Source organism: Desulfovibrio sp. 3_1_syn3, assembly GCF_000145315.2.
GTDB classification, from domain to species: domain Bacteria; phylum Desulfobacterota; class Desulfovibrionia; order Desulfovibrionales; family Desulfovibrionaceae; genus Desulfovibrio; species Desulfovibrio fairfieldensis.
Window position 1 is genome coordinate 2,602,869 of sequence record NZ_ADDR02000001.1, and the last position, 19,508, is coordinate 2,622,376.

General features: G+C 61.8%; 15 protein-coding genes and 1 pseudogene. 5 read left to right on the forward strand and 11 right to left on the reverse strand.

Features of this window, described 5'->3' with window-relative positions; translation table 11 throughout:
• Positions 1-5: 5 nt before the first annotated feature.
• Positions 6-980, reverse strand: coding sequence for a transglutaminase-like cysteine peptidase (locus tag HMPREF0326_RS15590; RefSeq protein ID WP_232224931.1), 975 nt, complete (start codon positions 978-980; stop codon positions 6-8).
• 360 nt (positions 981-1,340) lie between these two features.
• On the opposite strand from HMPREF0326_RS15590, the gene HMPREF0326_RS10995 reads away from it, so the two are divergent.
• The 3 genes from HMPREF0326_RS10995 to HMPREF0326_RS11005 all read left to right on the forward strand — a co-directional run bounded on the left by HMPREF0326_RS10995 (position 1,341) and on the right by HMPREF0326_RS11005 (position 2,456).
• A complete protein-coding gene (locus HMPREF0326_RS10995) occupies positions 1,341-1,691 on the forward strand; it encodes a pyrimidine dimer DNA glycosylase/endonuclease V (RefSeq protein ID WP_269545688.1) in 351 nt (116 codons plus the stop codon).
• Positions 1,692-1,893: 202 nt separating this feature from the next.
• Positions 1,894-2,256, forward strand: coding sequence for a hypothetical protein (locus tag HMPREF0326_RS11000; RefSeq protein WP_008683762.1), 363 nt, complete (start codon positions 1,894-1,896; stop codon positions 2,254-2,256).
• Positions 2,250-2,456 carry a hypothetical protein gene (locus tag HMPREF0326_RS11005; RefSeq protein WP_020990531.1) on the forward strand — a complete coding sequence of 69 codons (207 nt, stop codon included), beginning with the start codon at positions 2,250-2,252 and terminating at the stop codon, positions 2,454-2,456. The genes HMPREF0326_RS11000 and HMPREF0326_RS11005 overlap by 7 nt, the downstream gene beginning before the upstream one ends.
• A gap of 303 nt (positions 2,457-2,759) precedes the next feature.
• On the opposite strand, the gene bioA is transcribed toward HMPREF0326_RS11005, so the two are convergent.
• The 6 genes from bioA to HMPREF0326_RS11035 all read right to left on the reverse strand — a co-directional run bounded on the left by bioA (position 2,760) and on the right by HMPREF0326_RS11035 (position 12,495).
• Positions 2,760-4,868 carry an adenosylmethionine--8-amino-7-oxononanoate transaminase gene (gene bioA / locus HMPREF0326_RS11010; protein WP_020990532.1) on the reverse strand — a complete coding sequence of 703 codons (2,109 nt, stop codon included), beginning with the start codon at positions 4,866-4,868 and terminating at the stop codon, positions 2,760-2,762.
• Positions 4,861-5,802, reverse strand: coding sequence for a biotin synthase BioB (bioB, locus tag HMPREF0326_RS11015; RefSeq protein ID WP_008683755.1), 942 nt, complete (start codon positions 5,800-5,802; stop codon positions 4,861-4,863). Before bioB ends, bioA begins: the two co-directional genes overlap by 8 nt.
• A 335-nt stretch (positions 5,803-6,137) precedes the next feature.
• Complete coding sequence (locus HMPREF0326_RS11020) at positions 6,138-6,536, reverse strand: MucR family transcriptional regulator (RefSeq protein ID WP_008683753.1); 399 nt, start codon at positions 6,534-6,536, stop codon at positions 6,138-6,140.
• Positions 6,537-6,733: 197 nt separating this feature from the next.
• On the reverse strand, positions 6,734-7,480 hold the full coding sequence (locus tag HMPREF0326_RS11025) for a DUF4851 domain-containing protein (protein ID WP_008683752.1): 747 nt from the start codon (positions 7,478-7,480) through the stop codon (positions 6,734-6,736).
• Positions 7,481-7,867: 387 nt separating this feature from the next.
• The gene (locus tag HMPREF0326_RS11030; protein WP_020990533.1) at positions 7,868-11,263 is read right to left on the reverse strand and encodes a tetratricopeptide repeat protein; all 3,396 of its coding nucleotides are present in this window, start codon (positions 11,261-11,263) and stop codon (positions 7,868-7,870) included.
• Positions 11,264-11,388: 125 nt separating this feature from the next.
• Complete coding sequence (locus HMPREF0326_RS11035) at positions 11,389-12,495, reverse strand: sigma-54 interaction domain-containing protein (RefSeq protein WP_008683750.1); 1,107 nt, start codon at positions 12,493-12,495, stop codon at positions 11,389-11,391.
• Between the two features lie 218 nt (positions 12,496-12,713).
• Between HMPREF0326_RS11035 and hrpB the strand changes: the two genes are divergently transcribed.
• Entirely contained in the window at positions 12,714-15,335 is a 2,622-nt protein-coding gene (gene hrpB, locus HMPREF0326_RS11040) for an ATP-dependent helicase HrpB (RefSeq protein WP_020990534.1), read from the forward strand.
• On the opposite strand, the gene HMPREF0326_RS11045 is transcribed toward hrpB, so the two are convergent.
• Both HMPREF0326_RS11045 and HMPREF0326_RS11050 read right to left on the reverse strand, forming a co-directional pair.
• A complete protein-coding gene (locus HMPREF0326_RS11045) occupies positions 15,332-15,685 on the reverse strand; it encodes a cupin domain-containing protein (protein ID WP_008683748.1) in 354 nt (117 codons plus the stop codon). The genes hrpB and HMPREF0326_RS11045 overlap by 4 nt on opposite strands.
• 169 nt (positions 15,686-15,854) lie before the next feature.
• Complete coding sequence (locus HMPREF0326_RS11050; protein ID WP_009301498.1) at positions 15,855-16,820, reverse strand: YheT family hydrolase; 966 nt, start codon at positions 16,818-16,820, stop codon at positions 15,855-15,857.
• A 139-nt stretch (positions 16,821-16,959) separates the two neighbouring features.
• Here HMPREF0326_RS11050 and HMPREF0326_RS11055 point away from each other — a divergent pair, with 139 nt between their 5' ends.
• Positions 16,960-18,192, forward strand: coding sequence for an NAD(P)/FAD-dependent oxidoreductase (locus HMPREF0326_RS11055; RefSeq protein ID WP_020990535.1), 1,233 nt, complete (start codon positions 16,960-16,962; stop codon positions 18,190-18,192).
• Positions 18,193-18,264: 72 nt separating this feature from the next.
• On the opposite strand, the gene HMPREF0326_RS11060 is transcribed toward HMPREF0326_RS11055, so the two are convergent.
• Together HMPREF0326_RS11060 and tnpA are read right to left on the reverse strand one after the other, a co-directional pair.
• The gene (locus HMPREF0326_RS11060; RefSeq protein WP_008683744.1) at positions 18,265-18,468 is read right to left on the reverse strand and encodes a dual CXXC motif small (seleno)protein; all 204 of its coding nucleotides are present in this window, start codon (positions 18,466-18,468) and stop codon (positions 18,265-18,267) included.
• 276 nt (positions 18,469-18,744) lie between these two features.
• Positions 18,745-19,197, reverse strand: a pseudogene (gene tnpA / locus HMPREF0326_RS11065) (IS200/IS605 family transposase).
• Between the last annotated feature and the right edge of the window lie 311 nt (positions 19,198-19,508).

The following is a 19,508-nucleotide window of genomic DNA, read 5'->3' on the forward strand; positions in this document are numbered from 1 at the left end:
TCACCTTATTTCAGCTTGCGGCCTTTGAGATGCGCCCAGCGCCCGAATTCATTGACCGAATATTGCGGGCTGTAGTGGCTGAAGCGCGTATGGGACAAAACGGCGTTGCTCAGGCTGTCGAGCACATAGGCGTCGTTGTTCATATACACCACCAGCACGGCATGGGCCATATTGCGGATCGTATCGCGCACCACCACTATACGCATTGTTTCGGGCGGAATGCCCAATTCCTTAAGCGTAAAATATTTGATGATCGAATAATCTTCGCAGTCGCCGGATTTCTTCAGAAATTCCGCAGGGATCTCCCAATAATCTTCCTGGCCCCAATTGTCTATGTCCTCACGGTACGGCCAGGTGTTCCAGAAAGAATTGACGTAGCGCAGAAGATCCATGGCATTTTTACCCTTGGCTTTCTCCTTGAACTGCGCCCAAGTCATCTTCTTGTTGAAATGTTTTTCCGGCAGAAAAATGGGATCAACCTGATTGCGCTTGAGCAGATCCAGCCAGGCGGGCAGCGATGAAAGCGGCCGCTTGAATTCTACCGTGCCGAACAGTTTGATTTTCGACGCGGCAGATGCGGAAGACGCGACCGGAGGTTCCGCAGCTGCCGCAGAAGGCAGATCGTCCTTTTCGGGCAGAACAGCGGGCGGCGCCCCCACTGTATCAGCGGAAACGGGGCGTCGGGCTTGTGCGGGAGAATATCCGTCACTATCGGGGGAGGTGGAATCTGGAGGGCTCTGAACGACCTGGGCAGCGGCATCGGGAGACGGCGTCACTGACGGCGCGACGTCCGGCATTCCGTCGGGCAAGGAGGCAGATTCATCTTTGGGGAGCGACGGCGGCACGACGCTGAAGGCGGACTCGTCCACCTGATCCAGCACCTTGGGACGCTCTGAAACAGCGCTGTCGCCGCCCGGAACAACTCCAGGCGCGATATCCGCGGCAAAGCCGTAAACGCCCGCTGCCAGCAGAAAGCACACAACGGCCACGGCCTGGGCAAAAGCCCCGCCGCGCCGTTTCAACGGCTTGTCAGACTGGAAAAATATGGGCATGCGCGCCGCCTGCTCCTGCTGGAACACGTGAGCCTGAAACAGACGGCCGCCAAGCCGCCTCAGCCCTGGGAACTACAAGGAAAAACCGCAATATTTTTCCCATATGAAACCGAAGATTATCGTTCTTTTATATATACGTTGCCCGCTGCGCCTTGTCCAGACGGGGAAAACCTCAGGCCTTTCAGCCGGTCAATACGAATGACTTGGCAAGCGGCCTCAAATGCTTACAAACAATAATAACAGCCCCGTAACGGCTCAATAACGTGAACAAGGAGACCGACGATGCGGATGTGGCTGGTGCCGCCGTCACATATGTGCCGGAAGCACCTTTTGGGAGAACATGTGGAACTGCACATGCTTCTCGGCACCCTGAAGAAAGGGAAATCCATCACCGGCTTTCTGTCTGGCGGCCTGATCGACCCGTGCCGGATGTACAAACGGCATGGCGAACTGGTCCGGGAAATGGAGCGACGAGGCTATGCGCACAACTCGCCGCTGACGGAAGAAGAATGTACCGAGGCGCTCCGGGATTATGACTGCTCCACGGCGCACATCGACATAAATGCCAATGCGCTGGAGTTGCGGCGGCGCTGCCGGGAGTGTGCCCGCCTGATCCCGCCTGAGGCGGTTCAATCGTGAGAGGCCCCGTGAAAAACAGTAGAGGAATCGGGCCGTTCCTCCAATGCCCTGCCGCTCGCCCTGTGGGTCCTCTTTTGGGGAACATTTCATCTGTGTCAGATCACCGGGCAATAATTTCGGCGCATTATCGGACAAGTTTCTCCGGCTTGCCATAACAACCATTCTGCCCCATCCTGCCAAAAGATCGCCTGAAGGAGCGGATATGCATTTTTGTCTGCAACGGGGACGGCTGAAACTGGAATTGCGCGTCCAGCACCTGGGACGCGATCTCCAGGTAATTCTGAGCGGCGGCGCGGCGCACTTGGGAGCAGTTGCTCTGGCCGCGCCGGACAAGGCCTCTGAAACAGCTTTATTTGTTCTGCCCGGCCATAGGGAGGACCAACTGGCCCGACGCATGGCCCGGCGTATGGCCGACGTTTTGAAGTGCGTTGTCTGCGTGAGCGCGGGCATCCATTACGACGACATCAGCAGGGAAGAAATCGCCGCAGTGGAAGACATGGCCGACGCTCTGACCGAGCGCTGCCTGGCCGACTTGGCGGCGAAACAAAAGGATGCAACATGTTGACAGTCAACGATCTGGAAGAATTGGAAACCTACATGCGTTCCGGCGAACTGGAAGCGGATTTCAAAGACGGTTGCGAGAACGACCGTTTTTATCTGCTGGAACTGCTGGAAAAACTCATGGACGTGGCTGAACTGGCCGACGCCACAGCCACGCGGCTCATCTTCCGGGGCCTGCCGGTGCCGCCGCCTCCCGCCGAATAACAGTCGTCTGGAACAGTTAACACTTGAAATGCTCGTTTACGGCGAGAAAAGGCCGCCTACTCGCATTTCGCGACAAGGATTTGTCTGCGCCCTGCGCCGCAACGGTCGGCGCGGGAGCTTTAGCCGCAGGCGAATTTGTGAGCTGTACGGATAAAGACAGCAACGCAGCTACGGACGGCGACAGCAATTAGTTACGTGGACAGACAGCCAGGAAACTACTGTCTCTGTCCGTTAGCAGGCTCTGCCTGCTAACGGCTACCGCGCGGAGCAGTCGGCGCGTTTCATGCGTGAACGGCCCTAACTTCATGCGCAATGCACGCCCCGGCGCAGAGCCGTCTCCACAGCCTCGCAGAGCCGGGCGACATCCTCAATCGGGCTCACATAGGGCGGCATGAGGTAAATAAGGCGGTTGAACGGTCTGATCCAGACGCCCTGCTCCACAAAGCAATTCTGGAGGGCCGCCGTATTCACGGGCTGCTTCGTTTCCACCACGCCGATGCCGCCCAGCACCCGCACATCCTCCACGCCGGACACGCGGCGGCAGGGCTCCAATCCACGGCGCATGGCCGTTTCCAGCCCGGCCACCTGCGCCTGCCAACGGTTTTCATCCAAAATGTCCAAGGCGGCCCCGGCCACGGCGCAGGCCAGGGCATTGGCCATAAAGGTGGGCCCGTGCATAAAGACCCGGCCTTCCCGGCAGATGCCTTGCGCGACTTCCCCGGTGCAGGCCGTGGCCGCCAGGGTGAGCATGCCGCCGGTCAGGGCCTTGCCGCAGCAAAGAATATCCGGCGTGATTCCGGCCCATTCAGCGGCGAAAAATCTGCCGGTGCGGCCGAAGCCCGTGGCGATCTCGTCAAAAATCAGCAGCGTGCCGGCCTTACGGCAGAGGTCCGCCAAAGCTCGCAGATAGTCCGGGTGGTAAAACCACATGCCGCCCGCGCCCTGCACCACGGGCTCCAGAATCACGGCCGCAATTTCTTCGCCGTGCCGTTCCAGCTGACAGCGGGCGTCGTCCAGACAGGCCGGATCAAAAGGCGTGTCAAAACGGCAGGACGGCCGTTCCATGAAGATCTGTTGCGGCAACAGGCCCGCAAACAGGCTGTGCATGCCCGTAACCGGGTCACAGACCGACATGGCCCCCAGAGTGTCGCCGTGATAACCGCCGCGCGGTGTCAGGAAACGCGTACGCCGAGTCTCTCCCCTGCTCTGCTGATATTGAAGGGCCATCTTCAGGGCCACTTCCACTGCCACGGAACCGGAATCGGCAAAAAAAACACGCTCCAGACCTTGGGGCATGCGGCGCAGCAGGCGTTCGGCCAGATCCACCGCCGGAACATGCGTCAACCCGCCGAACATCACGTGCGGCATGCGTCCGGCCTGGGCCCGCAGCGCCGCCAGCAGCCGGGGATGATTGTAGCCATGCGCCGCCGCCCACCAGGAGGACATGCCGTCGATCAATTCCCGTCCGTCGGCCAGGACAATACGATTGCCGTGGCTGCGCCGAACCGCGCAAAGGGGCGGCAAATGCACGGCCGAGGCATAGGGATGCCAGACAGCGCTATGGTCGCGTACCACCAAATCCGGAACCTGAGGACCGCGCCCTTGCTCCGCCAGGCGGCGCAGTTCTTCAACCAGCGGAGCCAGGCCAGAGGCCAGGATTTGCCAACCCGCACCGTCCAATCGTTCCAGGCGGGGCAGTTCCAGCACGGGCGCGCCGCAACCGGCCTGAGCCAGCCTCGTGCGCAGAATTTGGGGATTGTCAGCCAGAATACAGGCTTCGTCGTCATCCGGCGCATCCGCAGCAGCGGGACGCGTGGGAATCAGGGCCAGGGCACACAGCGCCAGCCCCTTGTCGCGCAGAGAGGCCAGGGAAAGCAAGCTATGATTCAGCGCTCCCAGTCCGTTGCCGCCCACCAGCAGCACAGGCAGATCCAGGTCGGACATCAGATCCAGCATGTCCTCGCGCTCATTGAGCGGCACGCACAGGCCGCCCGCGCCTTCCAGCAGCAGGATATCCGCCGCTCCGTCCAGGCTTTCCCAATGATTCAGGATGGTCCGGGCCAGACCCGCCACATCCAGGCGCGCGCCCTCACGCGCGGCAGCCAGATGGGGTGAGGCAGGCAGGGAAAAACAACGCAGCACCGCCGCCGGAGCCAGCCCCGGCAGGGGCGGCAGATCGGCCACAGCCGCCGCGTACACCGGCGCGTCGGCTTGGGACGCGGCGTATTCCTCCCCGGCGCGCACGCCGGTCTGCACAGGCTTTACAGCTTGGGCCGCCACGCCCGCCAGACGCAGAGCCCGCAACAGGGCCGCCGTGACAACGGTTTTGCCCACATCCGTCCCGGTGCCGCTGACAAAAACGGCGCACAAAGGGCGACGGACCGCATCCCGTCCGGATTCCGCATCACGCATCACCGCCCGCCTCCAGGCCCTGAGCCGCGATCATGGCCAAATCCTCTTCAATGCCCTGCCCGTGGGTGGTGAGATAATCGCCGGTCATCAGGGCATTGGCTCCGGCGGCGAAAATTTCATGCTGCCGTGCCCCCAGCGTCGTGGGCCGCCCTCCGCAGATCCGCAGCGTGGCTTCAGGCAGAATATGGCGGAACAAGGCAATGATCCGCAGGGCCTCGTCAGCGGAGAGCGGCTGCTGACCGGCCAAAGGCGTTTCCGGATGGGGATGCAGAAAATTCATGGGCACATTGCGTACGCCCAGGGCCTTGAGACTGAAAGCAAAGGCAATGCGCTCTTCCCAGCTCTCACCCAGGCCGAACAGGCCGCCGGTACAGGCTGTCAGACCGGCGCGCATGGCGTGGGCCACAGTGTCTCGACGCTGTTCCCAGGTCTGAGTGGTGCAGACGCGCGGGTAATGGCCTTGTGCCGTTTCCAGATTGTGGTGATAGCGCGTGAGTCCGGCCTGGGCCAATTGTTCGAGCTGGGCCGAGTTCAGCCGTCCCAGCGAGGCGCAGACGCGGGGCCGCACATTGTCAGGCAAGGCGGCCAGCACGGCGCGCAGTCGCGCCAGCTCCGCTTCGCTGAGCGCGGCACCGCTGGTGACGATGCCGATATGGTTTACGGGCAGAGCGGCCAATTCCAGAATGCGTTCCCGAAGCGTTTCGTCCGGTAAAAGATCGAAAACAGCTATGGGCGTGTGATTGTGCCGACTCTGGGAACAGAAGCGGCAGTCCATGGCGCAGTTGCCGCTGCGGGCGTTGATGATGGCGCAAAGATCCACCTTGCGCCCGAAGACCGCCTCGCGCAAACGCCCGGCCTGTTCGAAAAGCCGGGCAGCGGGCAAAGACAAAAGAGCCTGAGCCTGGGCGGGCGTTGCCGCCGGAAACATATTCATCGTACCAACCTTCGGAATTCATGAAAGTGCTCTCTCCGGCATGCGCCGGAGAGAGCATAAGGACCTTGAAATTCTTGCCGCGAAATGCGCGGCGGCGGGCTTTGCTCGCCGGAAACGAGCATTTTACGTAGTAAATACGCTAAAAAGAAAGCCGCGCCGCTGTTTGTTCACACGCGGCACAGACATCAACGGCCGACGCCGTACAGAACAAATTACGCTTTAACCGCGATCAGCCACGGGTCAGACAACAATAAAAGGCACTTCGGCATACGCGACCGCATCCGGCGCAACAGCGGATATGGAAAAGCCCGCCATACAGCGGGCTTTTTTCCGTTTTATTTAACTTTACGCCGCTTTTCCCACAGCTTCATATCTTTCATCTTTTTGCGACGCTCGCGTTGCAGGGCTTTGCAAACAAGAGGCGCATCTTTCTTGAAGCCCCACTTTTCCCTGTACTCGGCGGTATCCATGCCGTGGCTGGCCAGATGCCGCTTGGTCAGGATTTTAAAGCTCTTTCCACATTCAAGGCAGGTAACGGATTTTTCTTTTACCGACTTGCGGGCTTCCTGAGCCATTTCCGCGCTGTCCAGCTCCACAGGAGCTTCGCCTTCGGCCACGGCACGGATGCCCATCGCCACCTTCTGAATAAAGGCCGCGATTTCCTCTTCGGTCATGATCCGTACACCGGCCTGCGCACGGGTTATTTCCAGCGCTTCTTTTAAATAATCGTCCATTACCTAACCCCTTCTTGGTATGTCTTCTGTTTTCAGCGCGACGCACGGTGCCTTAACATGCAGAGCCGTGCCCCAGGACAGCTTTAGCCCCCACATACTATATGGTTTTTTACCCATACACGCAGTTTTTCAACACGTCAATTGTATTGTGCTCTGTTGGGGTTGCTACAGCCATTTTTCATCCATTCAGAAGCGGATCAATTGGCGTTAAAAAAATCATACTTTGACACGGTGCCCAGGAAATTTTCATCCATGTACTGCCATTGCACGCCTTGGGCATAGCCCTGGCGCAGCTGGGAAAGGTCGGAGGGCACGGGCCCCACGCTGAACGTTTCCCGAGCCCGTTGCTCAAAGGCTCTGAGCGTATCGGCGGCACCCAGAGGCAAGGCCGAAAGAGATTCAATACCGGCGGGAAGCGGTTCGCGATATTCCATAATGATTTTGTCGTCATTGAAATTATAGCGGGCCGCAAAGCCCCGCGCCAGCCAGCGCACGGGCTGTCCTGTCGTCGTCTTGTCGGCCACCAGAGCCCCGAAGGGGTCATGGCCGTTATCCACAATATAGGTGCAGGCCTGATATCCCACGCCGTCGAAAACCTCCACGCCTTCATCCACGCTGAACGGGCGGCGCATGATGCCGTCCCAGTACCAGCCCTGCGGCACTTCGGCCTGGGCCACCACAACCATGGGGCTGATGTCGCCGGTTCCGTAAACGGCAAGCCATACTCGAATGGGCAGACCGCCCATCATGCCGCTCCAGGTCAGATTGACCGAGCCCTGCCCTGCCGTGAGCAGCGGCATATTTTTAGCCTCCAAGGAAATAGCCGGGCGGGTTGTGGAAACATACGCTGAACCCAGCATGCCGCGTTGTTGCGCGGCATTACAGCCGGTCATCAGCAACACCAGAGCCGCCACACAGAAAAGACGCATGTGTTTTATCGCCATTGCGCAATGCTCCTCAAGATCGGCGTTCCACCGTTAATCCGGCCAGACGCCGGGTAACTGTTTCTTATCCACTACAAACATATGCCAAGGCCCGGCGACTGGCAATCACTATTATGAGAACAGTGGAACGAATGGCCGGATACGGCCGAAAGAACGCCATTACGGCGGCAGAAAAGAAAGGAAGCGCGGGAATCGGAGAATTTCAGAGTAAATTGCCCCGGCGGCCGCGAAGACAGCCGCCCGACGCGAGCGCCAGCCGTTGGCGGCTATGCCGCCTTATGGATGGCGACAGCAGAGATAGGTGCAAGCGTAATGTACATGCGCCGGCCTGCCGGAGGGCTCAGTTTCAACCTTTTGAGATTGTACAATCTCAAAAGGTAACCTGCTCTATTGTTGTGCCGGCTGTTGCGCTTGGGAGGGCTGTTGTTGCGGCGCGGGGGCGCCCCCCGGCATGTAGTTCTGCAGGTCGCGCGAAACCTCAAAGGTACGCAGTTCGGCGGCCGCAGCCTTGGCGAAGGGCGAGTCGGGGAAACGTCGGGCAAGGTCCTCCAGCAGGGCCTGAGCGCGGCTGGAATTGCCCAGTTTGCGGTAAAGGCGCGCCTCCCGGAAGCGCAGACCCGGATATTCCGGCGAATTTTCCGGCACAAAATCATTGTAACGGTTCACCCATTGCAGGGCCTCGGGGATGCGGTTGCCCACCTCGCAAATATCCATCAGCGCGGCCACCGCGTCCTTAATACGCTGCGGATCGGCCTTGTCGGAGCGCTCATCCTGCAGCTGGGTGAACAGGTCAATAACCTTGCGGTTGAGCTCGTAGGAGCTTTTGATATCCTTGCGGTTTTCCGCGTCACGGGCCAGAAAATAGGTGGCATAGGCCCGCTGGTAGAGCGGAATATCGGGACGTGCCGCCAATTGTTGCCACATGGCCAACGCCGGTCCGGTCAGATTCAGATTCTGAGCGGAGAGAGCCAGTGCGTAATCCAGTTGCTTGCGCAACTGGGGCTTCATATCCCAGGTGGAAACCAGCTTGCCCAAGTCCAGAACCTTGTCCCAGGCCCCGGCCTTGAGATAACGGTTGAAAAATTCCGTAAAGGCCGCTTCGCCGTACTGCAGGTCCATGGGAGACTTCAAAAACTCCCCCAGCAGCTCAAAGGCCTTCTGCTCATTGCCGCGCTCCAGCCAGCCCTGGGCCAGGGCGTAGCGCAAACGCGGGTCCGGCGCGCCGTAGCGCTCACGCACCAGGGGAAAGCCGTTCCACAGGATCAGAATACGGCCGTAATTCTGTTCAGCCAGGGAATTGGCCAGTTCCTTCTGAAAAGCCCGCCAGATGATTTCACGGGCCTGGGGCACGTCGGGGTGTTCGGGGTAGCCGTCGATGAAATCCGCCGCTTTGCCCATGGCCTCGGTATACTGTTTGTCCCAGTACAGCCACATGGCCTGCTTGAGCCGGGCCAGCACGGCGTCCGGGGCCGTTTTGGAGGATTCGGCCAGCGCCGCGTAGGTCTGCCACAGCGGCGGCTCCCCACCCTTGGCGAAGACCTTGCTCATTTCCTCATAAGTGATGGGCGATTCGTAAATGCCCTTTTCCGCAAGACGCAGCCGGGCCGTGGAGGCTGCGGGCGAGGCTGCGAAGCGGCGCTCCAGCTCGTGATAAATAAAGTCAGCGGCGGTGGCATTGCCCTGGCGCAGATAGGTGTCGCCCATCTTAAGCAGAATCGAGTCGTTGCCTTGGCGGCCGGGCTCCAGGTTGATGTAGAGCCAATAGAGATCCAGCGCCGTGTCGATCCTTTGCAGGGTCTCATCATTACCGGCCTGCAACAGCAGGAAGGAGGGCTCGCCAATATAGTAGCGCGGCCAGCGCTTGCTGATGAAATCCAGAATGATCTGGGCCTGGTCGTGTTTTTTCTGATTGAAAAACGCCTGTGCCAAGCCCACGGAGGCGGCCTGCAATTGGGAGGATTCGGGATATTTGTCCAGCACTATGGAAAAGGACTGCTCCGCTTCGGCATTGAGCTTCCGCTTGAGCTGCGCCTGCCCCAGGGCCGTGAAGCCCTGCGCCACACCGGGATAATCAGGATAACGCCGGAGCAGGGCCACAATATAGCCGCCCGCGTCCACCAGATTGCCCACATTGACGTTGGCAAGACCCAGACGCAGCAGGGCATCGGGTACGCGGGGCGAACGCAGGTCGGCGTTCATGGCTTCGCTGGTGGAAGAAACAATAGCCTCATAACCCGCCAGAGGGTTATCGGCATAGCGCGCCCAGAGGCAGTCGCTGATATAATAGAGCACCTTTTCCCGCATTTCAGGCGTGATGTCGGTCAGCGCGCGGATTTTCTCCAGCTGCGGCAGGGCTTCGTCAAATTTGTTCTCGCTGATCAGGCGTTCGGCCTCGGCCAGCATTTTATCCGGCTCCGGCGGCTTGGGCACGGGATTGCCCTGCTCATCCACGTAGATGACTTCCCGGGGCTTTTCCGCAGCCGCGTCTTTTTTCTCGTCCTTGTTTTCGCCCACAGGCAGGCCCACGGCCCTCTTGTTCACCGCGCCGGAAGCCTCCGGCCCTTTATCCTGTACCAAAGGCGCGTCCGGGGCTTTTTCCCGGCTCTCCCGCAAAACAGTGTTCTGCGGAACCGGCGCATCCTGTTCGTCCTGACCGATTTGGGCGGCCTGGGGGGTCTGCGCTTCGGGGGTGGCAGCCACGGCATCGTCCGCAGCCTTCCGCTCCACAACGGGGGCGGAGGACGTTTCAGAGGCAACGGGTGGCGCGGTCTCACCGCTTTCTTGCGCGGGAGCCCCAGGCGCGGCAGTGGGTTGCGCCGCCTCAACGTTCTGCGTCGGAGCCGCGTTACCGTCGGCCCCGCCGGGACGGGCCTCTGTCCTGTTTTCATTATTTCCGGCGGATGCGGAGGCGCTCTTACCGGATTCCGGCAATGTAGCCGTGGAAAGGCCGCCGGCTTCGGGCCAGTCTTCCGGGCCGCCGGTATTGACCTTGCCGAGCAGATCCTGGCGGGAGAGCATCATCCCCCTGTCGCCCAACTCTTTGGGGCCGTTGTTTTCCGGAACCTCAGCGGCATAGGCCGGTGCGGACCAGAAGCCTCCGCTTTCGGCCCCGGACGGGGAAAAATCCGGTATGGATCGCTGCTCAACCGCAACAGGCGCGGCCAAAGGCGTCGGCACAGCCAGATCCGCCAGCCGGGAATACGGCAAAGCGCGTAATCCGCTTAACTGGCGGCGCAAAAGATCAGAAGGAATCTGCCCGACCGGAAGAATTACCGTGTTCCCGGCGTTTGCCAAGCCCGTAGAAAGCCGCGCCCGCGTGTCGACCGGGGCCGCGACCGAAGCGGCGGCCTGGGCAGGCGTATTCGTCGGATCCCCCGCAGCCGGGGCGGCAAAGAATTCCATAGTCACCCTGTCAGGCGCGGGGCGGGTCAGCACGTAATTGACGACGCGCGGGGAAAGGCGGATGCGCAGCCGCCCGTTGTCGAGCGCCAGAGCTTGCAGCAACGCGCCGGGCTCAGGGGCAACCCCGGCTTGGCGCAAAGAATGGGCCGGGCTGTTCAGCAGCAGCTCCAGATCCGCAGCGCCGGTGCGCGTCACGCTGCGGGCCTGGCCGGGGCTGTCCAGCACCAGGATCAGCCGTCCGGCATCCGCGCCGGGCAGCCATTGCCAGAGCATGGCCCACGCCTGCTCCGGCCGGAGCAGGCACACGCCCAACAGCAGGCAGAGCCACGGCAAAAAGCGGCGGAACGCACCCTGCACAACGGCGCTATGAGACCGGGACATTCCGGCGCTCGGGATTCTATTCACTGGCTATGGCAGTAAAATATGACGGATCAGACATCCGCCCCGTTTTATGCAAAAGATATGCCTGCGCATGGCGGAAAAGAAGCTCTTTCGCGCCATCGGCATCAGGGATTGCGCTTTTTGAGCTTTTCAATGAGGGTGGTGCGCTTGATGCCCAGATATTCCGCAGCCTGGTTCTTCACGCCCTCGGCCCGTCTCAGCGCCTCGTCGATCAGGCGGCTTTCCACGGCGTCCAGAAAATCCTTGAGATTCAGCCCATGGGTTTCCAACACGCCCAGATCCGGCCAGACAAAGTCCCCGGATCGGGCCGGTACGTGCCCGGGCTCCGCAGGGAGCGGCGCGCCCGGCAGCGATTGCGTGGACGGAGCAAGTTGCGGTGATGAGGCGGCATCCTCGGGCGCGCCCTGCTCTTCCACTTCCGGCAGAGCCGACACATCGCCCACCTGGTCCAGGATCTTGCGCGGCAGGTCCGAGGGCTGCACCACCGCGCCGTCCACCAGGATGCTCAGGCGCTCCATAAAATTTTCCAGCTCGCGCACATTGCCGGGCCAGGCATAAGCCGCCAGAACGCGGCGGGTATCCGGCGCGAGGGCCAGAGTCGGGCGGCATTTCTTACGGCAGAAATGATCCAGGAAATGCCGCGCCAGCAGCAACACGTCGCCGCCGCGCTCGCGCAGGGGAGGCAGATGCAGGGGAATCACGTTCAGACGGTAATAAAGGTCCTCACGGAAGTGACCGGCCTCCACTTCGGCTTCCAGGTCACGGTTGGTGGCCGCCACAATGCGCACATCCACCTTTTTGCAACCGCTGCCGCCCACGCGTTCAATTTCCTTTTCCTGGAGCACGCGCAGAATCTTGACCTGAAGACTCAGCTCCATCTCGCCGATTTCATCCAGAAAAATGGTGCCCCCGTCAGCCAGTTCAAAGCGGCCCGGCCTGGAGCGGATGGCATGGGTGAAGGCGCCCTTTTCATGCCCAAAAAGTTCGCTTTCCAACAATTCCTTGGGGATGGCCCCGCAATTGATGGGCACAAAGGGCTTGTCGGCGCGGCGGCTGTTGGCGTGCAGGGCGCGCACCAGCAATTCCTTGCCTGTTCCGGATTCGCCGGTTACAAGCACAGTACTGTCCGTGGGGGCCACTTTGCCGAGAATTTTGAAGACTTCGGCCAGCGTGGTGCTTTGGCCGATAATGCCGCTTGTATTTAGCTCCATGGTCTCTTCCCCGCGTTACAGAGCTTTTCAGGTGTCAATACACTGACGCGCGCTGAATTGCCAGTGAAAAAAACAGGATGCCGGTTTGTTTTGCCGCACCGGCGCAACTTTTTTACACATCGCCCATGAGCCAGATACCTTCCGCACCCACCCCGCCCGCTTCGCAAGAGCCATCCCGCCGTTCTTGTCCGCCCTGCCCTCCCTGGCCCCCCTGTCCCGTGGACGAACTGCGCCCCGAGCTGCTGCGCCTCCTGGAGAGCGGCGGCAGCCTGGTGCTCAGTGCCCCGCCCGGCGCGGGCAAGAGCAGCCGCGTGCCCCTCTGGCTGCTGGGCGCGCCCTGGCTGGCAGGCCGCAAGATTTTGCTGCTGGAACCGCGCCGCGTGGCTGCACGGGCTCTGGGCCGCTACATGGCCCGCCTGCTCGGCGAGGAACCGGGGCACACCGTGGGCTGGCGCATGCGCGAGGAAAGTGTCATTGGCCCGGACACCCGCATTGAAGTCATTACCGAGGGCGTACTGACCCGCCTGTTGCAGGCCGACCCGGAACTGCCCGAGGCAGCCTGCGTGATTTTCGACGAATTCCACGAGCGCTCGCTTCAGGCCGATCTGGGCCTGGCCCTTTGCCTGGAAAGCCGGGCCGCCCTGCGGCCCGACCTGCGCCTGCTGGTCATGTCCGCCACGCTGGACGTGCAGGCCGTGGCTCGGCTGCTGGGGAATTGTCCCGGCCTGAGCTGTGCAGGGCGCAGCTTTCCGGTGGAAACGCGGCGGCTGCCCTTGCGCGGCATGGGCACGCCCTTTGGCCCCGAACTCTGGCGTCATACAGCGGCGGTAATCCTGCAACTGCTGCGTGAGGAACCCGGCAGCCTGCTGGCCTTTCTGCCCGGTGCGGGCGAAATCCGGCAGGTGGCAGCCCTGCTGGAAAGCCGTTTGCCGCCGGACGCGCGTCTCTGCCCGCTGTACGGCAATCTCTCCGCCCGCGAACAGGACGCGGCCATTGCTCCGGCCCGGCACGGCACGCGCAAGGTGGTGCTGGCCACAGCCATTGCCGAAACATCCCTGACCATTGAAGGCGTGCGCCTGGTGGTGGACGCGGGCTTGGCGCGCAGCGCGCATTTTGATCCCTCCTGCGGCCTCAGCCGCCTAGTCACCGACCGTGTCTCCCTGGCCGGAGCGGCCCAGCGCGCGGGGCGGGCCGGGCGTACGGAACCGGGCATCTGCTGCCGCCTCTGGGCCAAAGAAGAGGAAAACGGCATGCGCCCGCAGATCCGGCCCGAAATTCTGGATGCCGATCTGAGCGGCCTGCTGCTGCAGCTGGCGGTCTGGGGAACAGGAGGACCGGACGGAGTGTCCTCCCTGGCCTGGCTGGATCAGCCGCCCGCCGCCGGGCTGGCCGTGGCCCGGCAGACCCTGTGTGATCTGGGCGCGCTGGACGACCAGGGCCGCGCCACCGCCCTGGGCCGGAACATGGCCGCGCTGCCCGCAAGCCCGCGCCTGGCCCGGTTGCTGCTCCACGGCAAAGAACGCGGGCACGGGGCCCTGGCCTGCTGTCTGGCCGCCCTCCTGGAAGAGCGCGGCCCGCTGCCGCGCGCGGGCCGGGAAGGCAACGGCGAAACAAGCAGCGATCTGGCCTGCCGCCTGGACTGGCTTTGCCGGGGCCGCGATGTGCCGGAAAAGACGCGCCCGCGCCGCTGGGCCCGGCGTTTGGCCGGTCTGCTGAACGTCCGGCAAAAAATTTTCGAGACCGCCCTGGCGGATCAGGACGCCTTGGGGCCGCTGCTGGCCCTGGCCTGGCCCGAATGGCTGGCCCAGCGTCTTCCCGCCCCCCAGCCCGGACAAGCCGGGGGACAAGCCATGGCTTCATTTCTGCTGCGTTCCGGCCGGGCCGCGCAATTGCCCGTGAGCGACGCCCTGGCCCGTTGCGAATTTCTGGCCGTGGCCGCCGTATCCGGCGACGGTTCGCGCGGGCGCATCCGTCTGGCCGCTCAGCTCAACCGCCAGCAACTGGAAGAACTCTTCGGCTCGCAGATCAGCACCGAGGACAGCGTCAGCGTTTCGGACGACGGCGCGGTACTGGCCCGCCGCCGTCAAACTCTGGGCAGTCTGCTGCTGCGGGACGAACCGCTGCCCCGCCCCGACGCCGGGACATGCGCCGAGGCCCTGTGTGAGTTCATACACCAAGGCGGCCCGCAGATATTGGCCCGTCTGCCCTGGAACGACGAAATCCGCCAATGGCGGGCGCGGGTAAGTCTGCTGCGCGAGTTGGACGGCGACCCCTGGCCGGATCTGAGCGATGCCGCCCTGCTGGGGCACCCTGAAACCTGGCTGGCTCCTTACCTTATAGACTGCACCGCGCTGCGCCGGTTAACGTCCGGCCGCCTGCTGGAGGCCCTGCGGGCGCAATTGCCCTATGCTCTGGCCCGGCGGCTGGAGCAGGAAGCTCCCGACAGCTGGCAGGTGCCCTCAGGCGCAATGCGGCCCATTGTTTACGGAGAGGAAGGCGGCCCCTGGCTGGCCGCCAAACTGCAAGAGCTTTTCGGCTGTGAGGAAAGCCCGCGCATCGCGCGCGGCCGGATCGCACTGACCTTGCGGCTGAACTCCCCGGCGGGGCGTCCCCTGCAGGTTACGCGTGATCTGGCCCATTTCTGGCGTAACGGCTACCAGGCCGTGCGCGCGGAAATGCGGGGCCGCTACCCCAAACATCCCTGGCCGGAAGATCCGCTCACGGCCCCGGCCACGGCCCTGACCAAGAAAAAACTGGCTGCCGAAAACAAAGCCTCAAGGCAAGGGACAGCCCTCACAGGAGGAGCCGCCCATGGCCCCCAGGCCGGAAATGACGCTTAATCCGTGGCGCTTTCCGGTGGAAAGACCACAACCAGCAGCATTTTGAACGCCTCGGGGGCGCGCACGGCGTGCGGATGCCCGGCGGGCATGACAATGCAGTCCCCGGCATGCAGCATATGCTTCGTGTCATCAATAGTGATTTCGCCCGTGCCGTCCAGGGCAATGACCAGCGCGTCGCCCGTGGAGCGGTGGGCGCTGATTTCCTCGCCCTTGTCGATGGCGAAAAGCGTCAGGCCAAAGGCGCTGTTCTGTGCCAGGGTCTTGCTGATGACCTGCCCCGGCAGATAGTCCACCTGCTGCGCCAGGGGCAGCGCTGCCGCGTAATCCAGATTTTTGAGATATTTTTCCATGCTAGGGCCTCCTGCATATATTCTTGAAGCATACAGTGGAAACAGCATTTGTCTCCTTGCCTTCAGGCGCGGGCGTCAGCTCATGCCGCCAAAGCATCCCGCCTCTTCGAAATGCACATGCTCTGCCATTCTAGATAGGCCCGTCCGAACCGAAAGCAAGCCCCGCGGCTCAATTCCAGATCTCTTCCATGAACTCCAGAACCCGCTGCTCGCTGTAGTAGGGCTTTCCCCACGGCACAAAGCCCACGTGGCCGCCGTGCGGGGCCACTTCCAGACGCAGGGAGCTGTTTTCCCGCGCCGCGTCCCAAGGATAACAGGAGGGGGAACAAAAAGGGTCGTCGGCGGCCATCAACAGATAGAGAGGAATACGAACCGCAGGCAGATCGGCCAGCACGCTGTTTTTCTCCCAGTAGTCGCGCGCCGAGGCAAAGCCATAAACCGGCGCGGTAAAGCGCTCGTCGAATTCCGCGAAGGTGCGGATGCGCTCCAGGCCTTCCACGGAAGGATAGTGCGGGAAGCGAGCCGCCTTTTCCCGTACTTTGCGGCGCATGGTGCGCAGAAAGTAGGTCATGTACAGGCGGCAGGACGGCCCGTCCATGACCGGGGCAGCGCCCGCCAGATCACAGGGCACGGACACGGCCACCGCCGCGCGTACCAGCGGCGACACCGGCCCCCGCCCCAGATAGCGGCAGATCTGATTGCCGCCCATGCTGAAACCAGCCAGCAGAATGGGCAAGTCAAAGGACTCCGCATAGCGGACCACCGTGCCCAGGTCGCCGGTTTCGCCCATGTGATAGAGGCGGTCGGTGCGGTTGGGTTCGCCGGAGCAAGAACGCATATTCCAGGCCAACACCTGAAAACCGCGTGCCGTCAGCAGCCGCGCCAGCCCCAGAATATACTTGCGGCGGCTGTTGCCTTCCAGGCCGTGGGAAAGGACGGCCAGCCCACGCGGCGCGCCCGAAGCGCAGGGGTGCAGATCCAGATCCAGAAAATCGCCGTCCGGCGTGTCGATGCGGATGCGCCGCAAATCGGCTGGCAAGCGGGGCCGGGGGCGGAAAAGCACCGGCCAGATGGTGTTCAGGTGAGCGTTGGCAAGGCCCGGCGGGGCCGTATAGCGGGAAGGAAGTATTGGCATGGGCAAAGGCCTCGTGTACGCTTGCGCCATGTGCGCAAAATATGATTCTAGCCTTCGCCGTGAAAAACTGTCAAATGCCGCTCCCCGGCGCGGCGAAGTCAGGCCCGCACGCCGGACGGATGCGTGCGAACAGGCGGATGTGCTCATTTTGGGGGCGGGGGCGGCCGGATTGTTCTGCGCGCGGGAGGCGGCCGGACGCGGCCTGCGCGTCGTGCTGCTGGAGCGGGCCGCCGTGCCGGGCCGCAAGCTGGCGGTCAGCGGCGGCGGCAAGGCCAATTTCACCAATCGCGGAATCACGCCGCGGGACTACCACTCGCACCGCGACGGCACCTTCTGCGTCCCGGTTCTGGCCGCCTTCAGGCCTGAGGACATGCTGTCCCTGGTGCGCGCCTGGAATCTGCCCGTGGAAGAACGCACCCACGGCCAATTATTTCTGACCGTTCCGGCTCAGCGCCTAGTTCAGGCCCTGGTCCGCGACTGCCGGGATCGCGGGTGCCGTCTGGTCTGCGGCGCGACCGTAACCAGCGTCAGCCACGACGGCGAGGGCTTCAGCATGGAGGCCGGGGGCGCGCTTTGGCGCGGCAAAACCCTGGTACTGGCGCTGGGCAGCCCGGCCTGGCCGCAGGCGGGCGGCAGCGGCTCCGGCTACAGGCTGGCCCAGAGCCTGGGACATACGGTCATTCCGCCGCGCCCGGCTCTGGTTCCGTTGCGCCTGCCCGCCGATGATCCCGACAGCGCGGCCCTGTTGGAGCTTTCCGGCATCAGCCTGCCGGTGCGGATCAGTTTGCCGGAGGCAGGCAATCAGGAGCGGACCGTTTCGAACGTGGGATTGGAGCGCGCATGGCCCGAGCATACATGGGAAGACGACCTGCTTTTCACCCATGACGGCCTGAGCGGCCCGGCGGCGCTGAAAGCCTCGCTGTTCTGGCGGCCGGGCGCGCCCATGCGGCTGGATTTCCTGCCCGGTCGGGATGTGGCGGCGCTGCTGGATGCGCCCGAAGCCGGACGCCAGACCCCGCGCGCCCTGCTGGCCCGCCATCTGCCGCAACGACTGGCGGACGCACTGCTGCCCTCTCCTCTGGCCCGCCGCAAAATCGCCGAGCTGTCCCGCGCCGCGCGCAGCCGGATTGCGGAGGCCGTGCAGGCCCGCATGATAACGCCCGACGGCACGGCGGGCCTGAAAAAGGCCGAAGTTTGCGCCGGAGGCGTGGACACCCGCGAGGTGGACCCACGGAGCATGACCAGTTTGCTGTGCCCGAACCTGTACATCGTGGGGGAATTGCTGGATGTGACCGGCCTGCTGGGCGGTTATAACCTGCACTGGGCCTGGGCCAGCGGCATGGCTGCCGGACGGAATATAAGGAAGCAGTGATTAGTGGGCTTTTTGCCCTCTGCCCGCGTCAGGCTCACTTCGTGAGAAGGACACAAGCCTTTTTGAAACGGCTCAAATCCGGTCGCAATAGACGTTTTCGAGAAAGCGTTCCATGACTTCATCCACCTGGTTGATATAGTCGTTGAGCGGGAATTGCGCCTTGCAGGCCGGACAACGCATGTAGGCTTCGTGGCAGGTGCGGGCGATGTGCAGGCGCGCTCCGCAGCGGGGGCAAGCGAGCGTGGTTTCAGCGTCACGGGCGGCGAAAAATGCCATGCGGCAACTCCTTTTCAGACCAGTAAGATGTCACTCCGCCCGCAGCGGCGCGCAAGCCTTTACGGTTTTGCGACATGTGTCGTTTGACGCGGCTCCAGCGTGTGGAGGCTTCAAACCATGGAGCGGATGCCCAAGGTTGCCTCCAAAAGGGGGTGCAAGTCAACGAAGTGTCGCAATCAGCACCGCCCCTTCAAGGGGCGGTTTGATTTGGCCCTATAAGGGCCTGTTACTCGTCCGCCCCCTGAGGGAGGCCAGACCTGACTTCCGCCGCTATTCCTAGCGACCCATAAATGGGTCTTTATGTTCAAACAAACTATGCTGATCGGCTATTTTGTCTCGTATCTCTTGCTCACGAATATACTTCAAAAGAGTGGCTTCATTCACCCCTACCGTGCTGACAAAATAGCCTTTGCATCAGAAATGACGGTTCCCAAACTTATATTTCAAGTTCGAAAACTGCTCGAATATCATTAACGCGCTTTTTCCCTTCAAGTATCCCATGATTTGTGCCACGCTATACTTGGGAGGTATTTTTATGCACATGTGGACGTGATCAATACATGCATGCGCTTCTAATATTTCAATCTTTTTATACTCACACAACCTCCTTAATATCAGGCCAATTTCTTTCTTGTATTTGCCATAAATAATTTTGCGCCTGAATTTCGGTGCAAACACGATATGATATTTGCAATTCCAACGCGTGTGCTCTAAACTTTGATCATCCATTGTCGCTCTCCTTTGCTACTACGGAAGTCAGGATAACTTTTTTGTAGCAAAGGAGAGCTTCTTTTTGACAGCTATAGGCTTCGCCTTTTTGGAACTCCCCGCTAATGATATGCCCCCATCAAGGTAGACAAAGTAAAAAAGCCCCTCTAGGCTCAAACTTTAGAACCCTGATGGGGGCTTGCATGGCAAACGGAAAGAAGACGACTTATTTGCCCTCCTTCAAGGAAGAAGCTGTACGGCGCTACCTTGAAGGAGGGCGAAGCTAGCAGCAGTTGGCGGATGAGCTTGGCCTGAAAGACAAGAAAACACTC

Bases quoted from the DNA above. Each gene is read 5' to 3' on its own strand.
- HMPREF0326_RS11050 (WP_009301498.1), bottom strand. From the start codon at position 16,820: ATGCCAATACTTCCTTCCCGCTATACGGCCCCGCCGGGCCTTGCCAAC.
- bioA (WP_020990532.1), bottom strand. From the start codon at position 4,868: ATGCGTGATGCGGAATCCGGACGGGATGCGGTCCGTCGCCCTTTGTGC.
- HMPREF0326_RS11060 (WP_008683744.1), bottom strand. From the start codon at position 18,468: ATGGCATTTTTCGCCGCCCGTGACGCTGAAACCACGCTCGCTTGCCCC.
- HMPREF0326_RS11045 (WP_008683748.1), bottom strand. From the start codon at position 15,685: ATGGAAAAATATCTCAAAAATCTGGATTACGCGGCAGCGCTGCCCCTG.
- bioB (WP_008683755.1), bottom strand. From the start codon at position 5,802: ATGAATATGTTTCCGGCGGCAACGCCCGCCCAGGCTCAGGCTCTTTTG.
- HMPREF0326_RS11035 (WP_008683750.1), bottom strand. From the start codon at position 12,495: ATGGAGCTAAATACAAGCGGCATTATCGGCCAAAGCACCACGCTGGCC.
- HMPREF0326_RS11000 (WP_008683762.1), top strand. From the start codon at position 1,894: ATGCATTTTTGTCTGCAACGGGGACGGCTGAAACTGGAATTGCGCGTC.
- HMPREF0326_RS11005 (WP_020990531.1), top strand. From the start codon at position 2,250: ATGTTGACAGTCAACGATCTGGAAGAATTGGAAACCTACATGCGTTCC.
- HMPREF0326_RS11025 (WP_008683752.1), bottom strand. From the start codon at position 7,480: ATGGCGATAAAACACATGCGTCTTTTCTGTGTGGCGGCTCTGGTGTTG.
- HMPREF0326_RS11030 (WP_020990533.1), bottom strand. From the start codon at position 11,263: ATGTCCCGGTCTCATAGCGCCGTTGTGCAGGGTGCGTTCCGCCGCTTT.
- HMPREF0326_RS11020 (WP_008683753.1), bottom strand. From the start codon at position 6,536: ATGGACGATTATTTAAAAGAAGCGCTGGAAATAACCCGTGCGCAGGCC.
- HMPREF0326_RS10995 (WP_269545688.1), top strand. From the start codon at position 1,341: ATGTGGCTGGTGCCGCCGTCACATATGTGCCGGAAGCACCTTTTGGGA.